Origin of the sequence: Mesobacillus thioparans (genome assembly GCF_965138835.1) — a bacterium.
Taxonomy (GTDB): domain Bacteria; phylum Bacillota; class Bacilli; order Bacillales; family Cytobacillaceae; genus Mesobacillus; species Mesobacillus thioparans.
The window spans coordinates 362,038-379,027 of sequence record NZ_CBCSFH010000002.1 but is presented as its reverse complement, the minus strand read 5'-3'; the positions used below and the strand labels follow the sequence as shown (position 1 = coordinate 379,027).

Sequence of the window (16,990 nt, the reverse complement as noted above, 5' to 3'; positions counted from 1 at the left end):
TTATTCACATATTCCCTAAAAATTCGAATAAGGACCCTTATATAATTGAATATTACTAAGTTCCACAAAACCAAGAATTGATAGGCCCTTTTAAAACAAAACTTTTAATCTAAGAAAATGGACACATTGACATTAATTTATGAAATTAATGAAAAAAAAAAGGAGTTACCATGACAAAAAATTGGAATGAAACATTTTACAAAGCGCTGATGGAGAATAAAACGACACTAGCTGATCAATGGTTAAAGATGAGAGAAAAGAGATCAGACTCCATCTATTCGGCTGATGCTGATCAAAAGTACGAATTGCTTTTGAGGGAGCAGAATGCGTTGACTACAAAAACCATTGCCAGCTCTTTACTGGATGATAAGAAAGAATATCAAGCAAATCTTGAGCAATGGGCAACCATGGTGGCGCATAGTCGGGCAGATTTGGGAACTCCTATTTATGAAGTTCTTGAAGCTGTTCATCGCTTTCGGGAAGTCATAATGGTTTTTTTAGACTCGTTTGTATCTGAACAGGGAGAAGCCATTACCAAGCAGCATATACTAAAGTGGAATCATTCCATTCATTCAGCATTTGATTTGTTGATCCAAGAATTTTCAAAAAGGTACTATCTTATTACACGAGATCGGATGAAAGCTCAACATGATTTAATCACTGAATTAGGTGCGCCGATTATTCCGTTAGGCGATGCGAGTGCTGTTCTGCCGCTAATAGGGGATATTGATACCGAAAGGGCAAAAAAGATATTGGACACTGTTCCAGGCAAATGTTCAGAGCAGAAAGTGGACAGGCTATATATTGATTTATCCGGTGTCCCCGTTGTTGATACAATGGTAGCACAGCAAATTTATTCAATCATTCAGGTGTCATCGCTTCTTGGCATCGAAACGGTTTTATCAGGAATTAAACCGGAAGTCGCAATGACATCTGTCCAGCTTGGCATGGATTTAAAAGGGATCAGAACCTTTAACACATTGCAGCAAGCACTGCAGAGGGTTGGTCGGTAGATAATTTAGCTTGTACAAATAGAAGGGAGGATTTACAATGGAAAATTCTTTAAAAGAAAAGGCTCGGTCCTTTTTGCAAATGGTTGCTTCAGGAGAAGTGCACGAGGCATACCATCAATACATTAGTCCGGAATTCCGTCATCATAACCCCTTTTTTCCAGGGGATGCTGACTCGCTTATGGCCGCAATGGAAGAAAACGCTATAAAGAATCCTAACAAAATCCTTGAAGTAAAACGTGTCATAGAAGAGGGAGATATTGTTGCGGTTCACTCACATATTAAGCAACAGCAAGATGAACTTGGGGTATCTGTTATACATATTTTCCGTTTTAATAACGGCTTGATCGTCGAGTTATGGGATGTGGGTCAGCCAATACCGGAGAATTCCCCTAATAAAGATGGTGTATTTTGACCTAGAATATTGTAGTTGTGTTAAAGGGTGTGCTGAATCGTTGGATTGCATACTCTTTTATTTATCATTATTGAAGAAAGGATAAGATGAATCAATGAACAACCTTACAAAATTTATAATAAATAAACCAGTCAACGAAGTATTTGAAGCATTTGTGGATCCTGAAAAGATCGGTAATTTTTGGTTCTCTTCGAGTTCTGATAGGTGGGAAACAGGTAAAACGATTACCCTTCGATATGATGAATACAATGCGAAAATTGATATTAAGGTATTAGAAGTTCGGTTGAATGAAAAAATTATCTTTAATTGGAATGCAAATGGAGAAGGGCATCTGGTTACAATTTCTTTGATGGAATTAGATCATGCGAGAACACTCATTGAAGTGAAAGAAGAGGGCTTTAATGAAAATGATGACGAGGTAGCCTTTCAATTATTAGACAATAAAGAAGGATGGGTATTTATGCTGACCTGTTTAAAGGGTTATGTGGAGAATGGTATTAATACTCTTAGGACAGGATTGGCTAAGGATTGAACAGAAAGGATCCAATTGAATAAACCAAAGGATTCCAGAGTAAAAACAAATCCTTTGGTTTATTTTTATTAATCATTCAGAATTTCAGTAATTCGTAACAGAACGTCGTTTGATAATATTACCCCGGAGGCTTTTACATTTTCCTCCAACTGTTGCGGGCGGCTTGCACCTACAATAGCACTTGATACGTTAGGCTGTCTTAAAATCCAGGCAATGGAAAGTTGAGCTAGTGTTAAGTTTTCATTGGCTGCTACGGATTTCAACTTTTCCACTTTATCAAGGTTTTGTGGTGTAAGGATGTGGGACATATTTGTATTCTGCTGTGCTGCACGGCTTCCTTCTGGTGCCAGCTGGTCTTTTGAGTACTTCCCTGTCAGTGCGCCCTGTGCTAGTGGGGAGAATACTACCTGGCCGATTCCATGCTTTTCGCTGACCGGAATGATCTCATTTTCAATATTACGGTGCAGCATGCTGTAATTCGGCTGATTGACAACAATTCTGTCCAGCAGCCTTTTATCCGCCAGATGGACTGCTTCGGAAATTTGTTCAGCTGTCCATTCACTTACACCAAGATATAGAACTTTACCCTGCCTCACAATGTCATCAAGAGCCCGCAACGTTTCCTCCAGCGGGGTTTCCTGATGGTAGCGATGGCAATAATATATATCAATGTAATCCATGCCTAGTCTCTTCAGGCTTGCATCACACTGCTCGATAATATGCTTGCGAGATAGCCCTTGATCGTTCGGACCATCACCCATTTTGCCAAAAACCTTTGTTGCAAGCACATAAGAACTTCTAGGATACTTGGACAATGCTTTGCCGACCACTTTTTCAGCCTCGCCCCGGATATAGACATTAGCCGTATCAAAGAAATTGATACCTGATTCATACGCTAAATCAATCGAATCAACAGCGTTTTGCTCTTCCACATATCCGCCATATGTAAGCCAGCTTCCAAGACTAATTTCACTTACTTTCAACCCTGTGTTGCCTAAGCGACGATATTCCATATAAAAAGCCTCCTGTTTTTAGAATTTACTTAATACTTACACTATAAAACAGGATAGAACATTGGTCTATTATTATCTTTCGGAAATCGAAAGAAGGGGTAAGGAGATTTAGCCCTCTCATATGGAGTGGTACTTATAGAGGCAAACTTGAATAGAAGCGTAAAGAAATGATCAAATGAACATAGACAAAGTTCCTAATATGCTAACACGTGTTCTTGTTTAATGATTATCTATGTACAGCAATTGCGGGGTGGGCAGCGGTCATTCCACACTTTCTTAGGAAAGGGGGTGCCGCTGATGGTAACATACGAAGCAATGAACATGAGGATTAGTTTTGAGACTCTAGTCATTGCCGTAATCGCAAAAGGTATTTCTGCAAACAAATAAAAATGACCTACCCTGCAACGGCCATTGTTTGAGTAGGTCATTTCTTATTCACACTTGTGGCCCTGCACTTCAAGCAGCTTGCTGTACACCTGAGTTTCCGGTTGCACCCGGAAACTCTTTTTATATATATATGGACTATTCATTTATATTATATATTTCTGCAAAAAAAGGACCCGCCCTGCATTGGTAATGATTGAGTACAGCATTTAGAACCAAACTAAAGGCCCCTGTACTTTACGGAGCCATTTGCACACCAGATTCTTTAGTTACAGCCTGAAGTTCTTTGTTATCCAATTTTTGATAAACAGAAAAGCAGCCTAATGGCACGCTTCATCATTCAATTGCTTGAGAAAGAAGCAGAAATGCTGATAACCAACTTTATCGCAGCATATAAATGAGTAAATCCTTTCCCCGAATTGCAGGTGAATGATATGAAACTTCAAAAAGGTTTTCAGAATTTGTCAAAGCGGAACATGGATTTTGAAGAGGTCTTCCAGCATATCCTGTCATTCATTAAAGTGCAGCCAAATGGGACCCATAGATTGATCATTGGCACTGACTCTCAGGTGCATAGTTCGTACACGCGTTTTATCACAGGGGTTGTCATACAGCGAGAAGGCAAAGGTGTATGGGCATGCTACCGTTCGATTGATATACCAAGGAAAATTGAAACTTTACAGGAGAAGATTTCCTTGGAGACTAACTTCACGCAGGAAGTCGCCTCCATGTTCACTTCCCATAAGCAAAAACAAATGATCAACCTGTTGCTGCCATATGTCGAGAAAGGAGCGAGTTTCAAGATGGTGGGGCATTTAGACCTGGGCCTGGGGGCTAAAAATAAAACGAGAATATATGTGGAGGAAATGATTAAGCGCATCGAATCTATCGGGCTCGAAGCACAAATCAAGCCTGATTCGTTTGTCGCTTCCAGTTATGCGAACAAGTATACAAAATAGGCGGGTCTGACCTCTGTTTCAATGAGGAAAAATATTATGATGAAAAGTTTACTAGTTTTTTGGGTTTTATTTTTTATTTTCAGCTTAGTTGCTTGTTCATCTGAAAGCGTGACATGCCCAAAAGCAGCAGTAAAGAATGAGGAAAAGAGTTCTGAGTACAAAGCAAAGGCGGGGGCAGAGTCTAAAGCGAAGGCAGAAGCAGATTTAAAAGCAAAGGCAGAACCAGCTTCAAGTGGAGGACCAGAAGTCTTTGCCAATTAAACTGAACTCAGGAAGAAATATCCGAATGGAGTACCTTCTGATCACCCAGCTTATCAACATGAAATGGTTTGAGATAAAAATGATTTTGCTTGTGAAAGATAATATTTTACTCAGAGTAGATTAAAGATTTGGATAAATAATATCCCTTCTCATAATATGAGAAGGGATTAAATTTTAGATTAAAAAAACTTTGAACACGCTATCCTCTGATATAATGTTAATATTGGAATTTACTATTATCAATAGGCTAACAAGGTTAATGTTCCGAGACCTCAATAAAAGGTACTCGGAAACTATTTTAGGAGAGTCTTAAAATGAAAAAGAAATTGAACAATTTAATTTTACTTTTGACGATTATCTCTTTGGTTGGTTGTACCAGTGTAGATGATGAATCGATTACGGATCGAGATACAGATCCACAAGAAGTAACTACTGTTAATACGAACGAAAATAGTGAAAAAGAAGAAACGAACACTACGGATGTAGATGAACCAGGAGTAGAGGAAACACAAACCGAGGTAAATGGTGAACTGTTCCCAGGATACAAACTTATTGAAGTAGATGGCGGTGATATGTCTGGAGATCGTGAACCAAACGTCGTCGTTGACATTGGTTTTGGGGATCGTGAATATTGGGCATTTACGAATGAGTACGGACAACTGGTACGTGTCATCGCAGACGAAATAAAACTGCAAGATGACCTTAACGAACCTGTATTATCCTCTGGCAGATACTACGCAGATGAGGCCAAGGTTCCTGGTGTCGAAAGTGATATATTAGATGAAGGGCATATCATTGCTGATTCTCTCGGAGGGGTATCGAATGCATATAATATTACCCCACAAGAAAGTACCCTCAACCGTCATGGTGATCAGGCTTACATGGAAAAAGTGATCCGCAGCGCGGGTGGAGCCACTAATTTTGAAGCAATTATCACATATCCTGATACAGAAACGCAGATACCATCGAGTTATCAGTACACCTATATTTTAAAAGGCAACAAGATCATTGATAAATTTGATAATCTGAACCCAGATGAAGTAAACGCATCACTTGGTTTAACAGGCAGTGAGCAGTCCGACTCAACTAGTCCAAACACAAACAATGATATTTCCAGTGTTGATACTGACGGTAATGGACAGGTAACGATTAAAGAAGCAAAAGCAGCGGGGTTCAGAATGCCAATAACAAGTGATCATTGGTTATATCCCTATATGCACGATGCTGATAAGGACGGTATGGTAGGTGAGTAAGCCGCTGGGTTGAGTAAAAGGTGTTTTATTATTAAACTGTAGAACAGCGATAAAGCAGGAAAAAAACTCGTCAATTTTGATGAGTTTTTTATTGGAGAAATAATGGCCTTGGAGCACATCTATTACAGAGATCTAATAAAAAGAGTAACCAATAAGCAGTATTGAGCACTCGAATTCCAGGAACTGGAGAATTGTGTTACCAATAAGCAGTATTTGAGCACTTAAATCTCAGAAAATGGTTAATTGTGCAACTAATAACCACCATTGGAGCTTAGTTTTCCATCAACTGGATAACAGTGTAACCAATAAATCCGGAAACCGTGATGGATAAATATGTTAATATCAGGTTGTTAATAAACTCAATGAAAAAGGATGTTTTGGTTTATAAAAAGAGAGAAAAAGGAAGCTGAACAATGCTTCCTTTTTAAGTATGCATTTTCTTAAAGCTCTCCAGTTTAACGAGGAAATACGCGACATAATAAAGAAGTAAAAATATACAAAAATCATACCAGCTTGACCAATGTTTAGGATTATAAAAGCCAATGATCCTAAAGAAGTTCATACCCAGGAAAGCTGCAGCGGCAGAAAAAATCACTCCTTTAAAAAGAGAATTCATATTTGGTTTGATCTGTAATGCAAACATGACCCCTACAGGAGCTAAAGAGAAGTGATAGGGTAAAAATAAAAATGGAGCTACTGGAACTATGACCATTGGATATGACCAAAGACCTGTCGATAATGCCGCAAGATCTATTGTAAGAGATAAGATGATTGTCATTAATCCTCCTAAAAGAAGACGCCCCGTGCTTTCTTTTTTTCTTAAAAAAAACCATGCAATCCATGGGATCACAAAGAGGGCGATACCAAACCACCACTGCCAGGTAAATAGAAAATCTTCTTTCACTATTTTTGCAAATAGGGAACTGGTATCAGTAAGTTGATTATAAGCCTTTTCTGACTGGGTTAATCCTTGCTTAAATGGCATTTCTTATGCTCCTAGGAAAAAGAATTAGTGATTATAACTTTTCTTATCTAAAGGAAATTTATGTATGGTTAGTTTTTAATTATAATTTCCAGAAGAATCTTTTCCTATGAATAGAAGTATAAGTAATACTAATATGAAATTCCTACACGCGATTTTTTATACTCGTTTGTACTTATTTGCTTATAAGTAAATTCTGCAGTATCCTGTACAGATATTTCAAATCCACCCTCTGGCAAAAAGTCATTGCCTATTCGATAGTTGCCTCTCCGTTTTCCATTCGGCAAGTAAGTAGGACAGACAATAGTCCATTCAAGGTTAGATTGTTTGAGTAAATCGTAAATTTTATGATGTTCTACCGCTGCACGAGTTGACTTCCGCTTTGATTCACTTGATTGATAACGGAGAATAGCTGGTGTAACTCTGCTTTGCAGAATACCCGCAGTTCCTACTGTTATTATTCGATTGATACCTTCGCTTTCCATTGCTTCAATAATTAGAGGCATACTTTCTGATAAAGTGGTTGTGCCATCAGTATTTAATGCACTGATTACCACATCAATCCCCTGCATTGCCTGTACTATATCCTCTTTATTTAAAACATTCCCTTGAATAATAGTTAAATTTTCATTGTTTATTTGGACCTTCTCTGGAGTGCGAACTAATACAGTTACATGATGTCTGTCGTGAAGAGCAAAAGGAACGATCTGACTACCAACTCGTCCAGTTGCACCAAAAACCAAAATATTCATAAGTGTGAGGCTCCTTTTTTTAGTACTAATATTTTACTATAAAAGTCATTTTAAATGTGTGATTAAAACGAGTGAGTGGCTACAGAAATAACGAAACCTTTTATTGTTGAATTCCTTACTACAAACGGTTTGAGTATACAATAAAACAGCGGCCTTGCCAAAAAAAGCATATGATCAGCAATTGAATTGGAGAGCATCTTTGTGAATTTGCAAAATTAAAAAACGAAGTTAGCTGCGTTAAGGAGAATTTGGTATGAAAGTAGGGCAAGGTCTCTGTGGATTTAGACTCTTGCCCTATGAGAAAATAATCCGTTCTAGGGGATGAATTACTATGTCTCAATATGTAGGATAACCAATAAAAGTAATTTATAAATTTACTTGTGATTTGATATATTTGAAAATCAGTCGATCCAACTTTTCACTGCATTTTACTGTTTCCGGATGAGTTAAACCTTTTAATTCTCCAAAAGAAATCAACCTTTTTCTCAAAATCTTAATTCTACAACACAAAATTTTAGTTCTAGATAAAGAATTTTCCATTTTACATAAATCGCTCCAATCATATAAAAAGTAAAATTTTCACTTTGCTTCTTTCTCCTGAAAAAAGAGAGAAAAAACCCATTCGACAAAGAATATCAAAAAGAGACACGTTTTTTAAAAAACCTATTTTCTAAATCTATAAAAATGATCATCATAGTTTTGGCAAAAATAGAAATGGAACTTGATATTAATAATTGGTTATTTGGCATGATGAAGGAATATTAGCTGGTTCAGCCGAATAAGTCATAGTAATGTGGTTTTGTTGTATTCTCAAAATAAAAAGGATGGAATTTTATTGAGAAATTTTTTCGTTACATGACTGACAGGCTAAAACGAAGATAGTCCTTTAAAAAACTACACTTGAGGGAGGAGATTGCTAGTATGCAAGTTGTAACCAAAATCTTTTTAGAACAACTCGACATGCATTACCATGAGAATGAATGGTTTGCATCCATGGATCAGGCGCTTCAAGGAGTCATCGCGGCAGAGGCAGCATGGACAAGTTCAGGAATCAGCAATTCGATTTGGCAGATTGTCAACCACTTGATATTTTGGAATGAAGATGTAATACATCGAATTAAGGGCACTGAGAATTCGCATAAGGCAGAAGATAATGAAGAAACCTTTGCAAATTCGGGGGATCCGGAAGACGAAATTGAGTGGGCACGGACAGTGGAGCGCCTTAATAAAGTTATGAATCAATTAAAAACGGTCATTGCTGAACTTGACGATGAAAAGTTAAAAGCTCCGTACGCTGCTGACAGGTACTCGATTGAGCGATTACTCAGCAATATCATGATGCACGATACGTATCACCTCGGCCAAATTGTTCTGTTACGAAAGTTGCAGTCCTCTTGGGCTGGTGTTGATTGGTCCTAAAGATCCAAAATACAGCAACTTTCATCACCAGGAAAGAAGTCGTAAAGTCTAGAAGGAAAATAATAATGTTATATAGAAAAGGTAATGTATTGGAAAGAAGAGGATGTGTTTGTGATAAAAGCTGTAATTTTTGATTTTGATGGTACACTTGCTGATACGTTACCTGTTTGTTTTTTGGCGTTCGAATCTGTGTTTAAGGAATTTGATAATCGTGCAGTCACTTCGGAGGAAATTAAGGCAATGTTCGGCCCCTCTGAGACTGGTATTATCCGTGAAAACCTAAAGAATTATAACTATGATGAAGCCATTGAGTTATATTATGAAATATATAAGGAACGACATTACAATCTTGTTAAGGATAATGAGGATATCAATACTTTACTGAAACTTTTAAAAACAGCCGGATATAAACTTGGGATCGTGACAGGAAAGGCAAAAAGAAGTCTCGACATATCTCTAGATTGCCTAGGTTTACATAATATTTTTGATGTGGTCATTACGGGTGATGACGTAGAGTTTCCAAAACCTCATCCAGAAGGTATCTATAAAGCATTGGAATTTCTGAATGTGTTACCCAACGAGGCTATTTTCCTCGGAGATAGTGACGCGGATATTATGGCTGGAAAAAAAGCCAATGTACATACAATTGGTGTACATTGGCTGCCTACTTATCAGACAGTCAATTTCACTGTCCACCCAGATGAAATTTATAGCAATATAAATGATTTTATATCATCCATTACTAAAAGGGTAAGTGAATTTCAGCATGACTAGGGCTGCCGTATCAGGCGGCTTTTTCTTATTTGAATAAGGTAATAAAGTTTTCGATGCTGTTGTCGCTTAACGGTATCAATAATAAAGGGTAGTACCAACAAGACTGCTTGCTGGTACTACCCATCACGAAACGGATTTGGTTTGATTAGATACAGATTCTATTTTATCTTTTGGTTTTATATTGCCGGCTACGATCCCAATTAATATAATGACAACTCCTAGCCATTGTGAAATACTTACAAATTCAGCTAATATAAGTGCTGATAATATTACAGCTACTGGAAGCTCGGAAGCAGTTAAGATCGTGCCAAGGCCTGGTCCGATATGGGGCATTCCAATTGAAAATAAAAGTGGTGGTAAAGCTACTCCAAACAAACCGAGTAATAAACCATACGGAGCTACCCCCGCTAAGACAGGGAAATCTACTAAAAACATAGGTGGATATACTAAGAGAACGACAATTAAACCACCAGTAGATAAGAAAGCACTTTTCAGGACTGGTGGAGTATTTTTTCCAACAGAACTGCTAAGAAATATAAATGTTGTAAACGTCAAAGCCGAAAGCAGCCCCCAAACAGACCCATTCAATGATAAAGCAACCTCACTTTTTGCAATTAAGCCCGCAGCTAGAATTGAGCCTATAATAAGAATGCCAATTGAGGTGATTTTCCCTTTTGTTGGTTTTCTCTTAAAAAAGACCCACTCGAAAAGCGTGCCAATCCATACAAATTGGAATAAAAAAATGATTGCTAGTGAAGCATTTAGTGTTTGTAGAGCTTGATAATAAAAAACACCCGTCAAACCAAACGGAATTCCTGATAATAGTATTTTAAAAGCTTGATTTAAAGAAACTGTTTTCTTTTTGGTAAACATAACTAGTACCCATGTAAGAAATACCCCAAATAAATATTGGGCACCGGTTACCTCAGTAACCGTATAATCTGCTGAATAAGCAAGTTTAACAATTGTAGATAGCACACCATAGCAGCATCCACCCAAAAAAACAATTAGTGCATATTGCCAAGTTTTCATTGATTCTCCTCCTTTTTCACATAAAAAAGCCACACAACTGTCAGCTGACAATTGTGTGGCGAAAATAGAGCTTGCTCTAGAAAAATCCACGTCCAAAATAGGTTTTAATATTCAATTCTTTCAAAAGTATATGAGTAAAAACGCCAATTGTCAACATTGTTCGCGGGTACTCCCTTGGGAATATTGCAAACTAGAACTACACTCAAAGGAAGATTCGGAAAGGATTGAATGTACATGGTTAAGGAATAGTTCAATTAAACATTATTGTTGATAAACGGTGCAGAGCGTTTTCAAAAATAATGCGGAAGAGTAACTCCAGTTCTAGTTTAATACGAATCAACAGGGCATTTTTCACAATAACCTGGACTTTAATTTGCAGGTAGAAAAGAACTCAGAGCTATAATAAGCCCTGAGTATTCTTCTTGTTAGTGTCTTTTTAAATAATAGAAGCAGCCAATACGCTGCAATTTTTCTATTTTACTGTCTTCTCGATAAAAAACGTAACCACGACAAACAGGATAAACGCCAACAACAGCAATGATCCGCCGACGATGAACAGGACCATTACGAATGTTTCGCCGAGATTGAATGGGTTGAGGTTGTACATCCACATTCCGACGGTAAGTCCCAGTGCGCCGACCATTCCGGTGATGCTGTGGATGGATACGAGTTTTTTATATTTGATTTGATAGTTCTTGTAAAAAATTCCCCAGGCGAATACGGATAGCCAGCCGACCAGCAGGATGTGGGCGTGTATTGGGCGCATCGCATAGTCGCCGGCTCCTGCCATATGTGAGCCCATGAAGGTTCCTATTAGTCCAAAAATCGCTGCGAATCGTATTAGTCGAATACTCCAAGTTTGTTCCATTTTTTATTCCTCCGTCTGTTTTTCTATAGGGAGCTTTATGGTAAAAGCCGTACCTTTTTGAATCTCGCTCTCCACTTCGATTTTTCCGTTGTGTAATTCAATAATATGTTTGACAATCGATAGCCCCAAACCGGTTCCATCTTTTTTCCGTGCGGCATCGACGCGGTAAAAGCGTTCGAAAGCCTTCGAGGCCTGTTCCTTGCTCATTCCGATTCCGGTATCCTTGAATGTGATGATCGTCGCCCCATCGGTTTGCGCAATCTTGATAAAAATACTGCCTCCAGGTTGATTGTATTTAATCCCATTCGTCAAAAGGTTGTCCCACACCGTCATCAATAGTTCGGCATCAGCGAGAATCGGAGCAGGAGGGAGGTGGTAAGAAATTTCGATCTCCTTTTCCTCCAGTCGCCATTGATGCCTTCTGACCGTTTCCTTGATTTGTGTGTCAATCCTTGTCATTCCGCGTTTCATTGGATAGGATTTTTGATCAAGCGATGTAAGAAGCAGCAATTGTTTCGTCAAGTTGGACAGCCGCTTCGATTCCTGATCGATGATTTCGACATATTCACGGTGCTCGTCGTCGAGCGCCTGCGTTTTTAACAACTCCGCGTATCCCTGGATATTCATCAACGGTGATTGAAAATCGTGGGAAACGTTATTGATGAAAGATTTGCGCGCTTCATCATTATGCTGCAATTGGACCTGCATCGTACTGAAGCTCTCGGCTAGCTGGCCGATTTCATCCTTGCGATGGATGTTCAAAGGGAAGTTGAAGTTTTCCCTGGTGATTTCCCTAGTGGCCTCTGTCAGTTTGGTAATTGGCTGGATCAGGTGCTTCGCAAACCAGATCACACCGGTGATACTCACTATCGAGACCGCCACGAAAAACCATGCGAAAATGACATGGACATCAGAAAATAACAGTTTGTTATTGGGCCTCAAGTACAAGCCATAGTCCTCGTCGCCAATCGTGAAGGGGACGCCGACCGTATTCCCGAGCTGATTGGAAAAATGGCTCATCATCATCCATGGCGAGCGTGAACTGTCCATTCCATGGTAGATTTCCTTCTGCTCAACAACCTTCATGGCCTCATCTGGCAGGTTTTTTTTCGAAAAAGGTTCACCAAACTCGAATTCCTCGCCAGTTTCGCTTAAAACATAGATTTGATAGCCAAGTTTGCTTATCGAATCCAAGTATGCCTTAAAACTCAAGTGGGACGTCGAGTGCATTTGCTCCAAGCTTGAGGTGACCTCTTTGGCAACCTTTACGTTCTGTGCGTCGATCCTCTCTCTTGTAGAGGTCATATAGACCCAGTTGGCCAGAATGAAGGCAATCACGATGCTGATCCCGAGGATGAGCAGGGTGGCGATGATGAACTTTCTGTACAATGTTTTCATTTCATTTCCTCAAGTCTGTAGCCAATACCGCGGATTGTCTGGATTTCAACAGAAGCTCCGTGCTTTTTCAGGCGCTCGCGGATCCGGTTGATATGTGTATTCAGCGTTTGTTCACTGCCCTCATAATCCGCTCCCCATACCTGTTCGATCAAGATAGCCCGCGGTGTGGTTTTATTCAACCGCGATGCCAGGATGCTGAGCAACTCAAACTCTTTCAACGGAAAAAGTATCGTCTCCTGATTGATTTCGACTTCAAAGCTGTTTCGGTCAATTTTCATATTTCCCGCCTGGATCATCGAATCGACAGCACGCTGCATACGCCGCAGGACAACCGCCACCCTGAATAAAAGTTCTTTAACTTCAAATGGTTTTACGATATAATCCTCGCTGCCTGACAGGAACCCTTCTTCCTTATCGCTTAACTGCCCTTTTGCAGTAAGAAGAATAACAGGGATTTCCCAATCATCTGTCAGGATTTTAGTCAGCTCGAAGCCATTCATGCCGGGCATCATCACATCGACAATCGCAAGATCGACATTTTGTTTTTCCAGTAAGGATAAAGCCTCCTCGGCATCATTGGCCTTGAAAACCTGGTATCCTTCCTGGGTCAAATGGATGGTCACGAGTCTCTGAATATTTATATCATCATCAACGACCAGGATTCTCATTGGTCATGCCTCCTTAAAAGGAAGGGGAGAGGAGGCCTCTCCGTTCCTTACTGAATCTCAGGACTGGTTTGTTTATCTTTTTCAAAGAAAAGGATCAGTGCTGGTAAAAGCATGCCTCGAACAAGGAAAGTGTCAATCAGGATGCCGACAGCAACCATGAATCCGAAGATGAACAGGTCAGCGATTGGCATAGTCGTCAGCGCAGCAAATGTTGCCGCCAAAATGACGCCTGCGGATGAAATGACACCGCCCGTGTTGCGAATAGAAATTTCCAATGCATCCTTCACTTTGTGATTCTTCCGTTCTTCCATAAAACGCGAAGCCAGAATAATATTATAATCGATTCCAAGGGCCACAAGGAAGATAAAAGCATATACCGGGACACGTGTACTGATCGCATCATATCCGAACAGGGCATCGATCAGGAATACACCCAGCCCAAGCGCAGATACGTATGAAAGCAGGATAGTGCCCATCATGTAAATGGACATTTTCACACTGCGCGTAAGAACAACGAGCAATCCAAGAATCAGCGCTGTTTCCAGCAGGACGATTTTAATGATGTCACCGTTATTGACTTCTCGCTCATCGACAAGCTTTGGTGTAATCCCGCTGAAATAAGCGTCAGCTTCGAGCCCTAAATCATCAAGCATCTCAGGGGCATCGTCCCTAAGGTTTTCAATGTAGTCCATTGCTTCCACAGAGTAGGGATTCATGTCGAGGGCAATGCTGAATTTGGCCGCTTCGCCATTTTCGGTTAATCCCTGTGTTCGAATCGAAGCAATTTCTTTTTCCTCATTAAATTTTTCCGAGATTTTCTTAACATTTTCTTCAGTTAACTTACTTTTGCTTTCAATTAACAGTGTAGTAGGGGCAAGTTCACCCTTATCATATCTTTGTTCCACTATTTCATAGCCAACACGGGAAGGCAAATCTTCAGGGAAGCTTTTCACCATGTCGAATTCATAATCAAGATTGAAGACATTTAACGCTGATAATACGAGCAAAATACCGACCACGCCGCCGGATAGTCCAGGTTTGTTGACAACAAATTTGGCGACCGGTCCCCAGACGCCATGCTTGACGTCTGTTTCAACTCCATACTTAGGCACCTTAGGCCAGAAAGCCTTGCGCCCAAAAAGGGTGAACAATGCTGGTACCAGGGTAACGGAAGCGAGCATGATGAAGAACATCGCTGTTCCGAAAATTGGAGCAAAGTTCTGATAATCTCGGAAATCAGCGAACAGGAGCACTAACATCGCAGCCAGAACGGTTCCGCCGGCAAAAAAGACAGGCTCGCCTGTTGCACGCATTGCATGCTTCATCGCATCGAATTTATTTTCGTAATGGTTCAGCTCCTCACGGAAACGGGAGAAGACAAAAAGTGAATAGTCAATGACGGCCGCAAAAAGCAGGATGCTCATGATTGAGGTCGTTTGGTTATTGATCTCCAATCCTCCTGCTCCCAAAAGGGCTACGCTCTGGTTCACAACCTGATAGACAATCGCAGTCGCCAATAACGGAATGATCGCGAGCAGCGGTGAACGATAAATGACAATCAGCAGGATCAGGATGATTCCGACTGTTGCCAGTAACAACACGATATCTGCCCGCTCAAATAGCTTGATCGTATCACCCGAGATCCCTGCAGGACCTGTGATATAGAAAGAAGTGCTTTCAAGCTTGTCAGCAATACCTGTGCCGATTTCTGTTGCACGGTCATTGATTTCGGCATACTCATCATTGCCCAGTCCCTGTTCCAATTCCATCGGGACAATCATCGTCGATTGATCCTCAGAGATAAATCCGCTCAGCGCCTGCGGCGGAAGGGAACGGGTATCAACGATGTTTCTGATTCCTTTTATGTCCTCAGAAATGATTCCATCGAGAATCTGATTCACATCATCAAGATTAATGTCGCCTTTGTCATTATGAAAAACAAGAATACCCGGAGTACCCTGTTCATTCGGGAAAAAATCCTCCGTTTTATTTTGCGCGATGATTGATTTTGCATCATCAGGCAGAGATTGAAAGTTGTTCACTTTGTAATTGCCAAGCTGAGGGCCTGCACTTAAGCCAACCATCAGCACCAGCCAGGCGATGATCGTGATCCACATCCCGCGTTTCGTTGAAACCCAGTCTGTGATCGAATAAAGCAATTTCTTCATTAATATTGCCTCCTATGTTCGTTACTGTAATCTTAGCTACATCAGCACTCTTTCCGAGAATCTAGGGGTTGAAGAAATCGGAATAAGTCCTGAACAATGAACATCATAAACTACGAAAATAAACACAACCTCAACTTTCAGTTACAATTCATAAGAGGAATATCCCAACCAAAACGAGAAGTAGTAGCTAGGAGTAATACACAGGAGGAAGTACATGGATTTTTTTCACAAACTAAAAAGCAAAAAAATACAGGTCAGCAATACAGATGACTTTGGCAATTATTTAAGAAAAAAGTGGGAGGATGCATTCGCATCACATTTAACTCCTCTGGAAAAAAAGCGGATTCATCTCCATACAGGCAGCGGTGAGAGCGGGTTTCTATGGCATGTGTTCAGTTATGAAAAGAGAGTGTGTGAAAAGGAAGAACAAGCGAAGCTGGCATTTGACCGGCATTATAAGGATACATGCCTGATTTTCTTCCAGCATGCTGAGGAGGTTTTCCTTGTAGAAAGTGCATCCGATTTGAAGGCGAAAGACCTGCTGTTGGCTGATGGGGAGTATGCTGATTTATATGTTGTCGATCGAGAGTTTAACTGGACCTTTGTCGTCACCCACGAACATGGCTGGATTGGGCCGTTTTTTTGCAAAAGGGGAGGTGAGGTATGTTGATAAGGAAATTAATTTCTGCATTGGGAGCAACAATGATGATGGTCATCTTGTTCTCGATCCTTGAAGCATTTGCGGCTGGTCTGTTTCTGGGGATGTACATCCTGCCAATTGTCATCATCTATGGAATTCCCTCTTCGTTTTTATCGGATTTTCTTTTAAGAAGAACAGTTGGGTTAAAAAGAATGGCAATTGCAGGAGTACTCCATGTTTTCCTGGGTGTATTGTTCATTGCCATACCCACTTTCATCTTTGATGCTGAATACGGTAGCTGGCTCACTGCTTTAAGGAATAACGGCTTCCTCGTCGTTAGTGCTGCAGTTACTGCTTTCATCTTCTGGTGCGTGGATGAAGGATTGAAAAGTAAGTGGTTTGCAGATCTAAAAGAAAAATGTCTTGCTTGTTTCCATATAATTGGTAATATGAGGATTTAGG

General features: G+C 40.1%; 19 protein-coding genes. 10 read left to right on the top strand and 9 right to left on the bottom strand.

The features are described 5' to 3' along the window. Positions 1–170: 170 nt before the first annotated feature. The 3 genes from ACNAZ4_RS06365 to ACNAZ4_RS06355 all read left to right on the top strand — a co-directional run bounded on the left by ACNAZ4_RS06365 (position 171) and on the right by ACNAZ4_RS06355 (position 1,957). Entirely contained in the window at positions 171–1,013 is an 843-nt protein-coding gene (locus tag ACNAZ4_RS06365) for an STAS domain-containing protein (protein ID WP_415813405.1), read from the top strand. 37 nt (positions 1,014–1,050) lie between these two features. After that, on the top strand, positions 1,051–1,425 hold the full coding sequence (locus ACNAZ4_RS06360) for a nuclear transport factor 2 family protein (protein ID WP_415813404.1): 375 nt from the start codon (positions 1,051–1,053) through the stop codon (positions 1,423–1,425). A gap of 94 nt (positions 1,426–1,519) precedes the next feature. Then, positions 1,520–1,957: an SRPBCC family protein gene (locus tag ACNAZ4_RS06355; RefSeq protein ID WP_415813403.1), complete on the top strand. Its 438-nt coding sequence runs from the start codon at positions 1,520–1,522 to the stop codon at positions 1,955–1,957. A gap of 68 nt (positions 1,958–2,025) precedes the next feature. Here the strand turns inward: ACNAZ4_RS06355 and ACNAZ4_RS06350 are convergent, their stop codons facing one another. Continuing rightward, positions 2,026–2,970, bottom strand: coding sequence for an aldo/keto reductase family protein (locus tag ACNAZ4_RS06350; RefSeq protein WP_415813402.1), 945 nt, complete (start codon positions 2,968–2,970; stop codon positions 2,026–2,028). 818 nt (positions 2,971–3,788) lie between these two features. Here ACNAZ4_RS06350 and ACNAZ4_RS06345 point away from each other — a divergent pair. The 3 genes from ACNAZ4_RS06345 (at position 3,789) to ACNAZ4_RS06335 (ending at position 5,827) form a co-directional block, all read left to right on the top strand. Then, complete coding sequence (locus ACNAZ4_RS06345) at positions 3,789–4,313, top strand: ribonuclease H-like YkuK family protein (RefSeq protein ID WP_415813401.1); 525 nt, start codon at positions 3,789–3,791, stop codon at positions 4,311–4,313. A 36-nt stretch (positions 4,314–4,349) separates the two neighbouring features. After that, entirely contained in the window at positions 4,350–4,574 is a 225-nt protein-coding gene (locus tag ACNAZ4_RS06340) for a hypothetical protein (RefSeq protein ID WP_415813400.1), read from the top strand. 314 nt (positions 4,575–4,888) lie between these two features. Next, positions 4,889–5,827, top strand: coding sequence for a DNA/RNA non-specific endonuclease (locus ACNAZ4_RS06335; protein ID WP_415813399.1), 939 nt, complete (start codon positions 4,889–4,891; stop codon positions 5,825–5,827). Between the two features lie 424 nt (positions 5,828–6,251). Here ACNAZ4_RS06335 and ACNAZ4_RS06330 read toward each other — a convergent pair whose 3' ends face one another. From ACNAZ4_RS06330 to ACNAZ4_RS06320, 3 genes are all read right to left on the bottom strand, one after another. Next, a complete protein-coding gene (locus ACNAZ4_RS06330; RefSeq protein WP_415813398.1) occupies positions 6,252–6,812 on the bottom strand; it encodes a CBO0543 family protein in 561 nt (186 codons plus the stop codon). A gap of 128 nt (positions 6,813–6,940) precedes the next feature. After that, positions 6,941–7,561, bottom strand: coding sequence for an NAD(P)-dependent oxidoreductase (locus ACNAZ4_RS06325; RefSeq protein WP_415813397.1), 621 nt, complete (start codon positions 7,559–7,561; stop codon positions 6,941–6,943). Positions 7,562–7,927: 366 nt separating this feature from the next. After that, positions 7,928–8,101, bottom strand: a complete 174-nt coding sequence (locus ACNAZ4_RS06320) for an aspartyl-phosphate phosphatase Spo0E family protein (protein WP_415813396.1) — start codon at positions 8,099–8,101, stop codon at positions 7,928–7,930. A 381-nt stretch (positions 8,102–8,482) separates the two neighbouring features. On the opposite strand from ACNAZ4_RS06320, the gene ACNAZ4_RS06315 reads away from it, so the two are divergent. After that, entirely contained in the window at positions 8,483–8,980 is a 498-nt protein-coding gene (locus ACNAZ4_RS06315) for a DinB family protein (RefSeq protein ID WP_415813395.1), read from the top strand. Between the two features lie 111 nt (positions 8,981–9,091). Then, positions 9,092–9,754, top strand: coding sequence for an HAD family hydrolase (locus ACNAZ4_RS06310; protein ID WP_415813394.1), 663 nt, complete (start codon positions 9,092–9,094; stop codon positions 9,752–9,754). 123 nt (positions 9,755–9,877) lie between these two features. Here ACNAZ4_RS06310 and ACNAZ4_RS06305 read toward each other — a convergent pair whose 3' ends face one another. The 5 genes from ACNAZ4_RS06305 to ACNAZ4_RS06285 form a co-directional block, all read right to left on the bottom strand. Continuing rightward, positions 9,878–10,786, bottom strand: coding sequence for an EamA family transporter (locus ACNAZ4_RS06305; protein WP_415813393.1), 909 nt, complete (start codon positions 10,784–10,786; stop codon positions 9,878–9,880). A 472-nt stretch (positions 10,787–11,258) separates the two neighbouring features. Then, positions 11,259–11,654 (bottom strand): hypothetical protein, encoded by a 396-nt coding sequence (locus ACNAZ4_RS06300; RefSeq protein WP_415813392.1) that lies wholly within the window; start codon positions 11,652–11,654, stop codon positions 11,259–11,261. Between the two features lie 3 nt (positions 11,655–11,657). After that, the gene (locus ACNAZ4_RS06295; RefSeq protein WP_415813391.1) at positions 11,658–13,052 is read right to left on the bottom strand and encodes an ATP-binding protein; all 1,395 of its coding nucleotides are present in this window, start codon (positions 13,050–13,052) and stop codon (positions 11,658–11,660) included. Further along, positions 13,049–13,720 (bottom strand): response regulator transcription factor, encoded by a 672-nt coding sequence (locus ACNAZ4_RS06290; protein ID WP_415813390.1) that lies wholly within the window; start codon positions 13,718–13,720, stop codon positions 13,049–13,051. Before ACNAZ4_RS06290 ends, ACNAZ4_RS06295 begins: the two co-directional genes overlap by 4 nt. Before the next feature lie 47 nt (positions 13,721–13,767). Beyond that, on the bottom strand, positions 13,768–15,888 hold the full coding sequence (locus ACNAZ4_RS06285; protein ID WP_415813389.1) for an MMPL family transporter: 2,121 nt from the start codon (positions 15,886–15,888) through the stop codon (positions 13,768–13,770). Between the two features lie 214 nt (positions 15,889–16,102). Here ACNAZ4_RS06285 and ACNAZ4_RS06280 point away from each other — a divergent pair, with 214 nt between their 5' ends. Continuing rightward, entirely contained in the window at positions 16,103–16,558 is a 456-nt protein-coding gene (locus ACNAZ4_RS06280; protein ID WP_415813388.1) for a DUF4275 family protein, read from the top strand. After that, complete coding sequence (locus tag ACNAZ4_RS06275) at positions 16,552–16,989, top strand: hypothetical protein (RefSeq protein ID WP_415813387.1); 438 nt, start codon at positions 16,552–16,554, stop codon at positions 16,987–16,989. The genes ACNAZ4_RS06280 and ACNAZ4_RS06275 overlap by 7 nt, the downstream gene beginning before the upstream one ends. Position 16,990 lies beyond the last annotated feature (1 nt).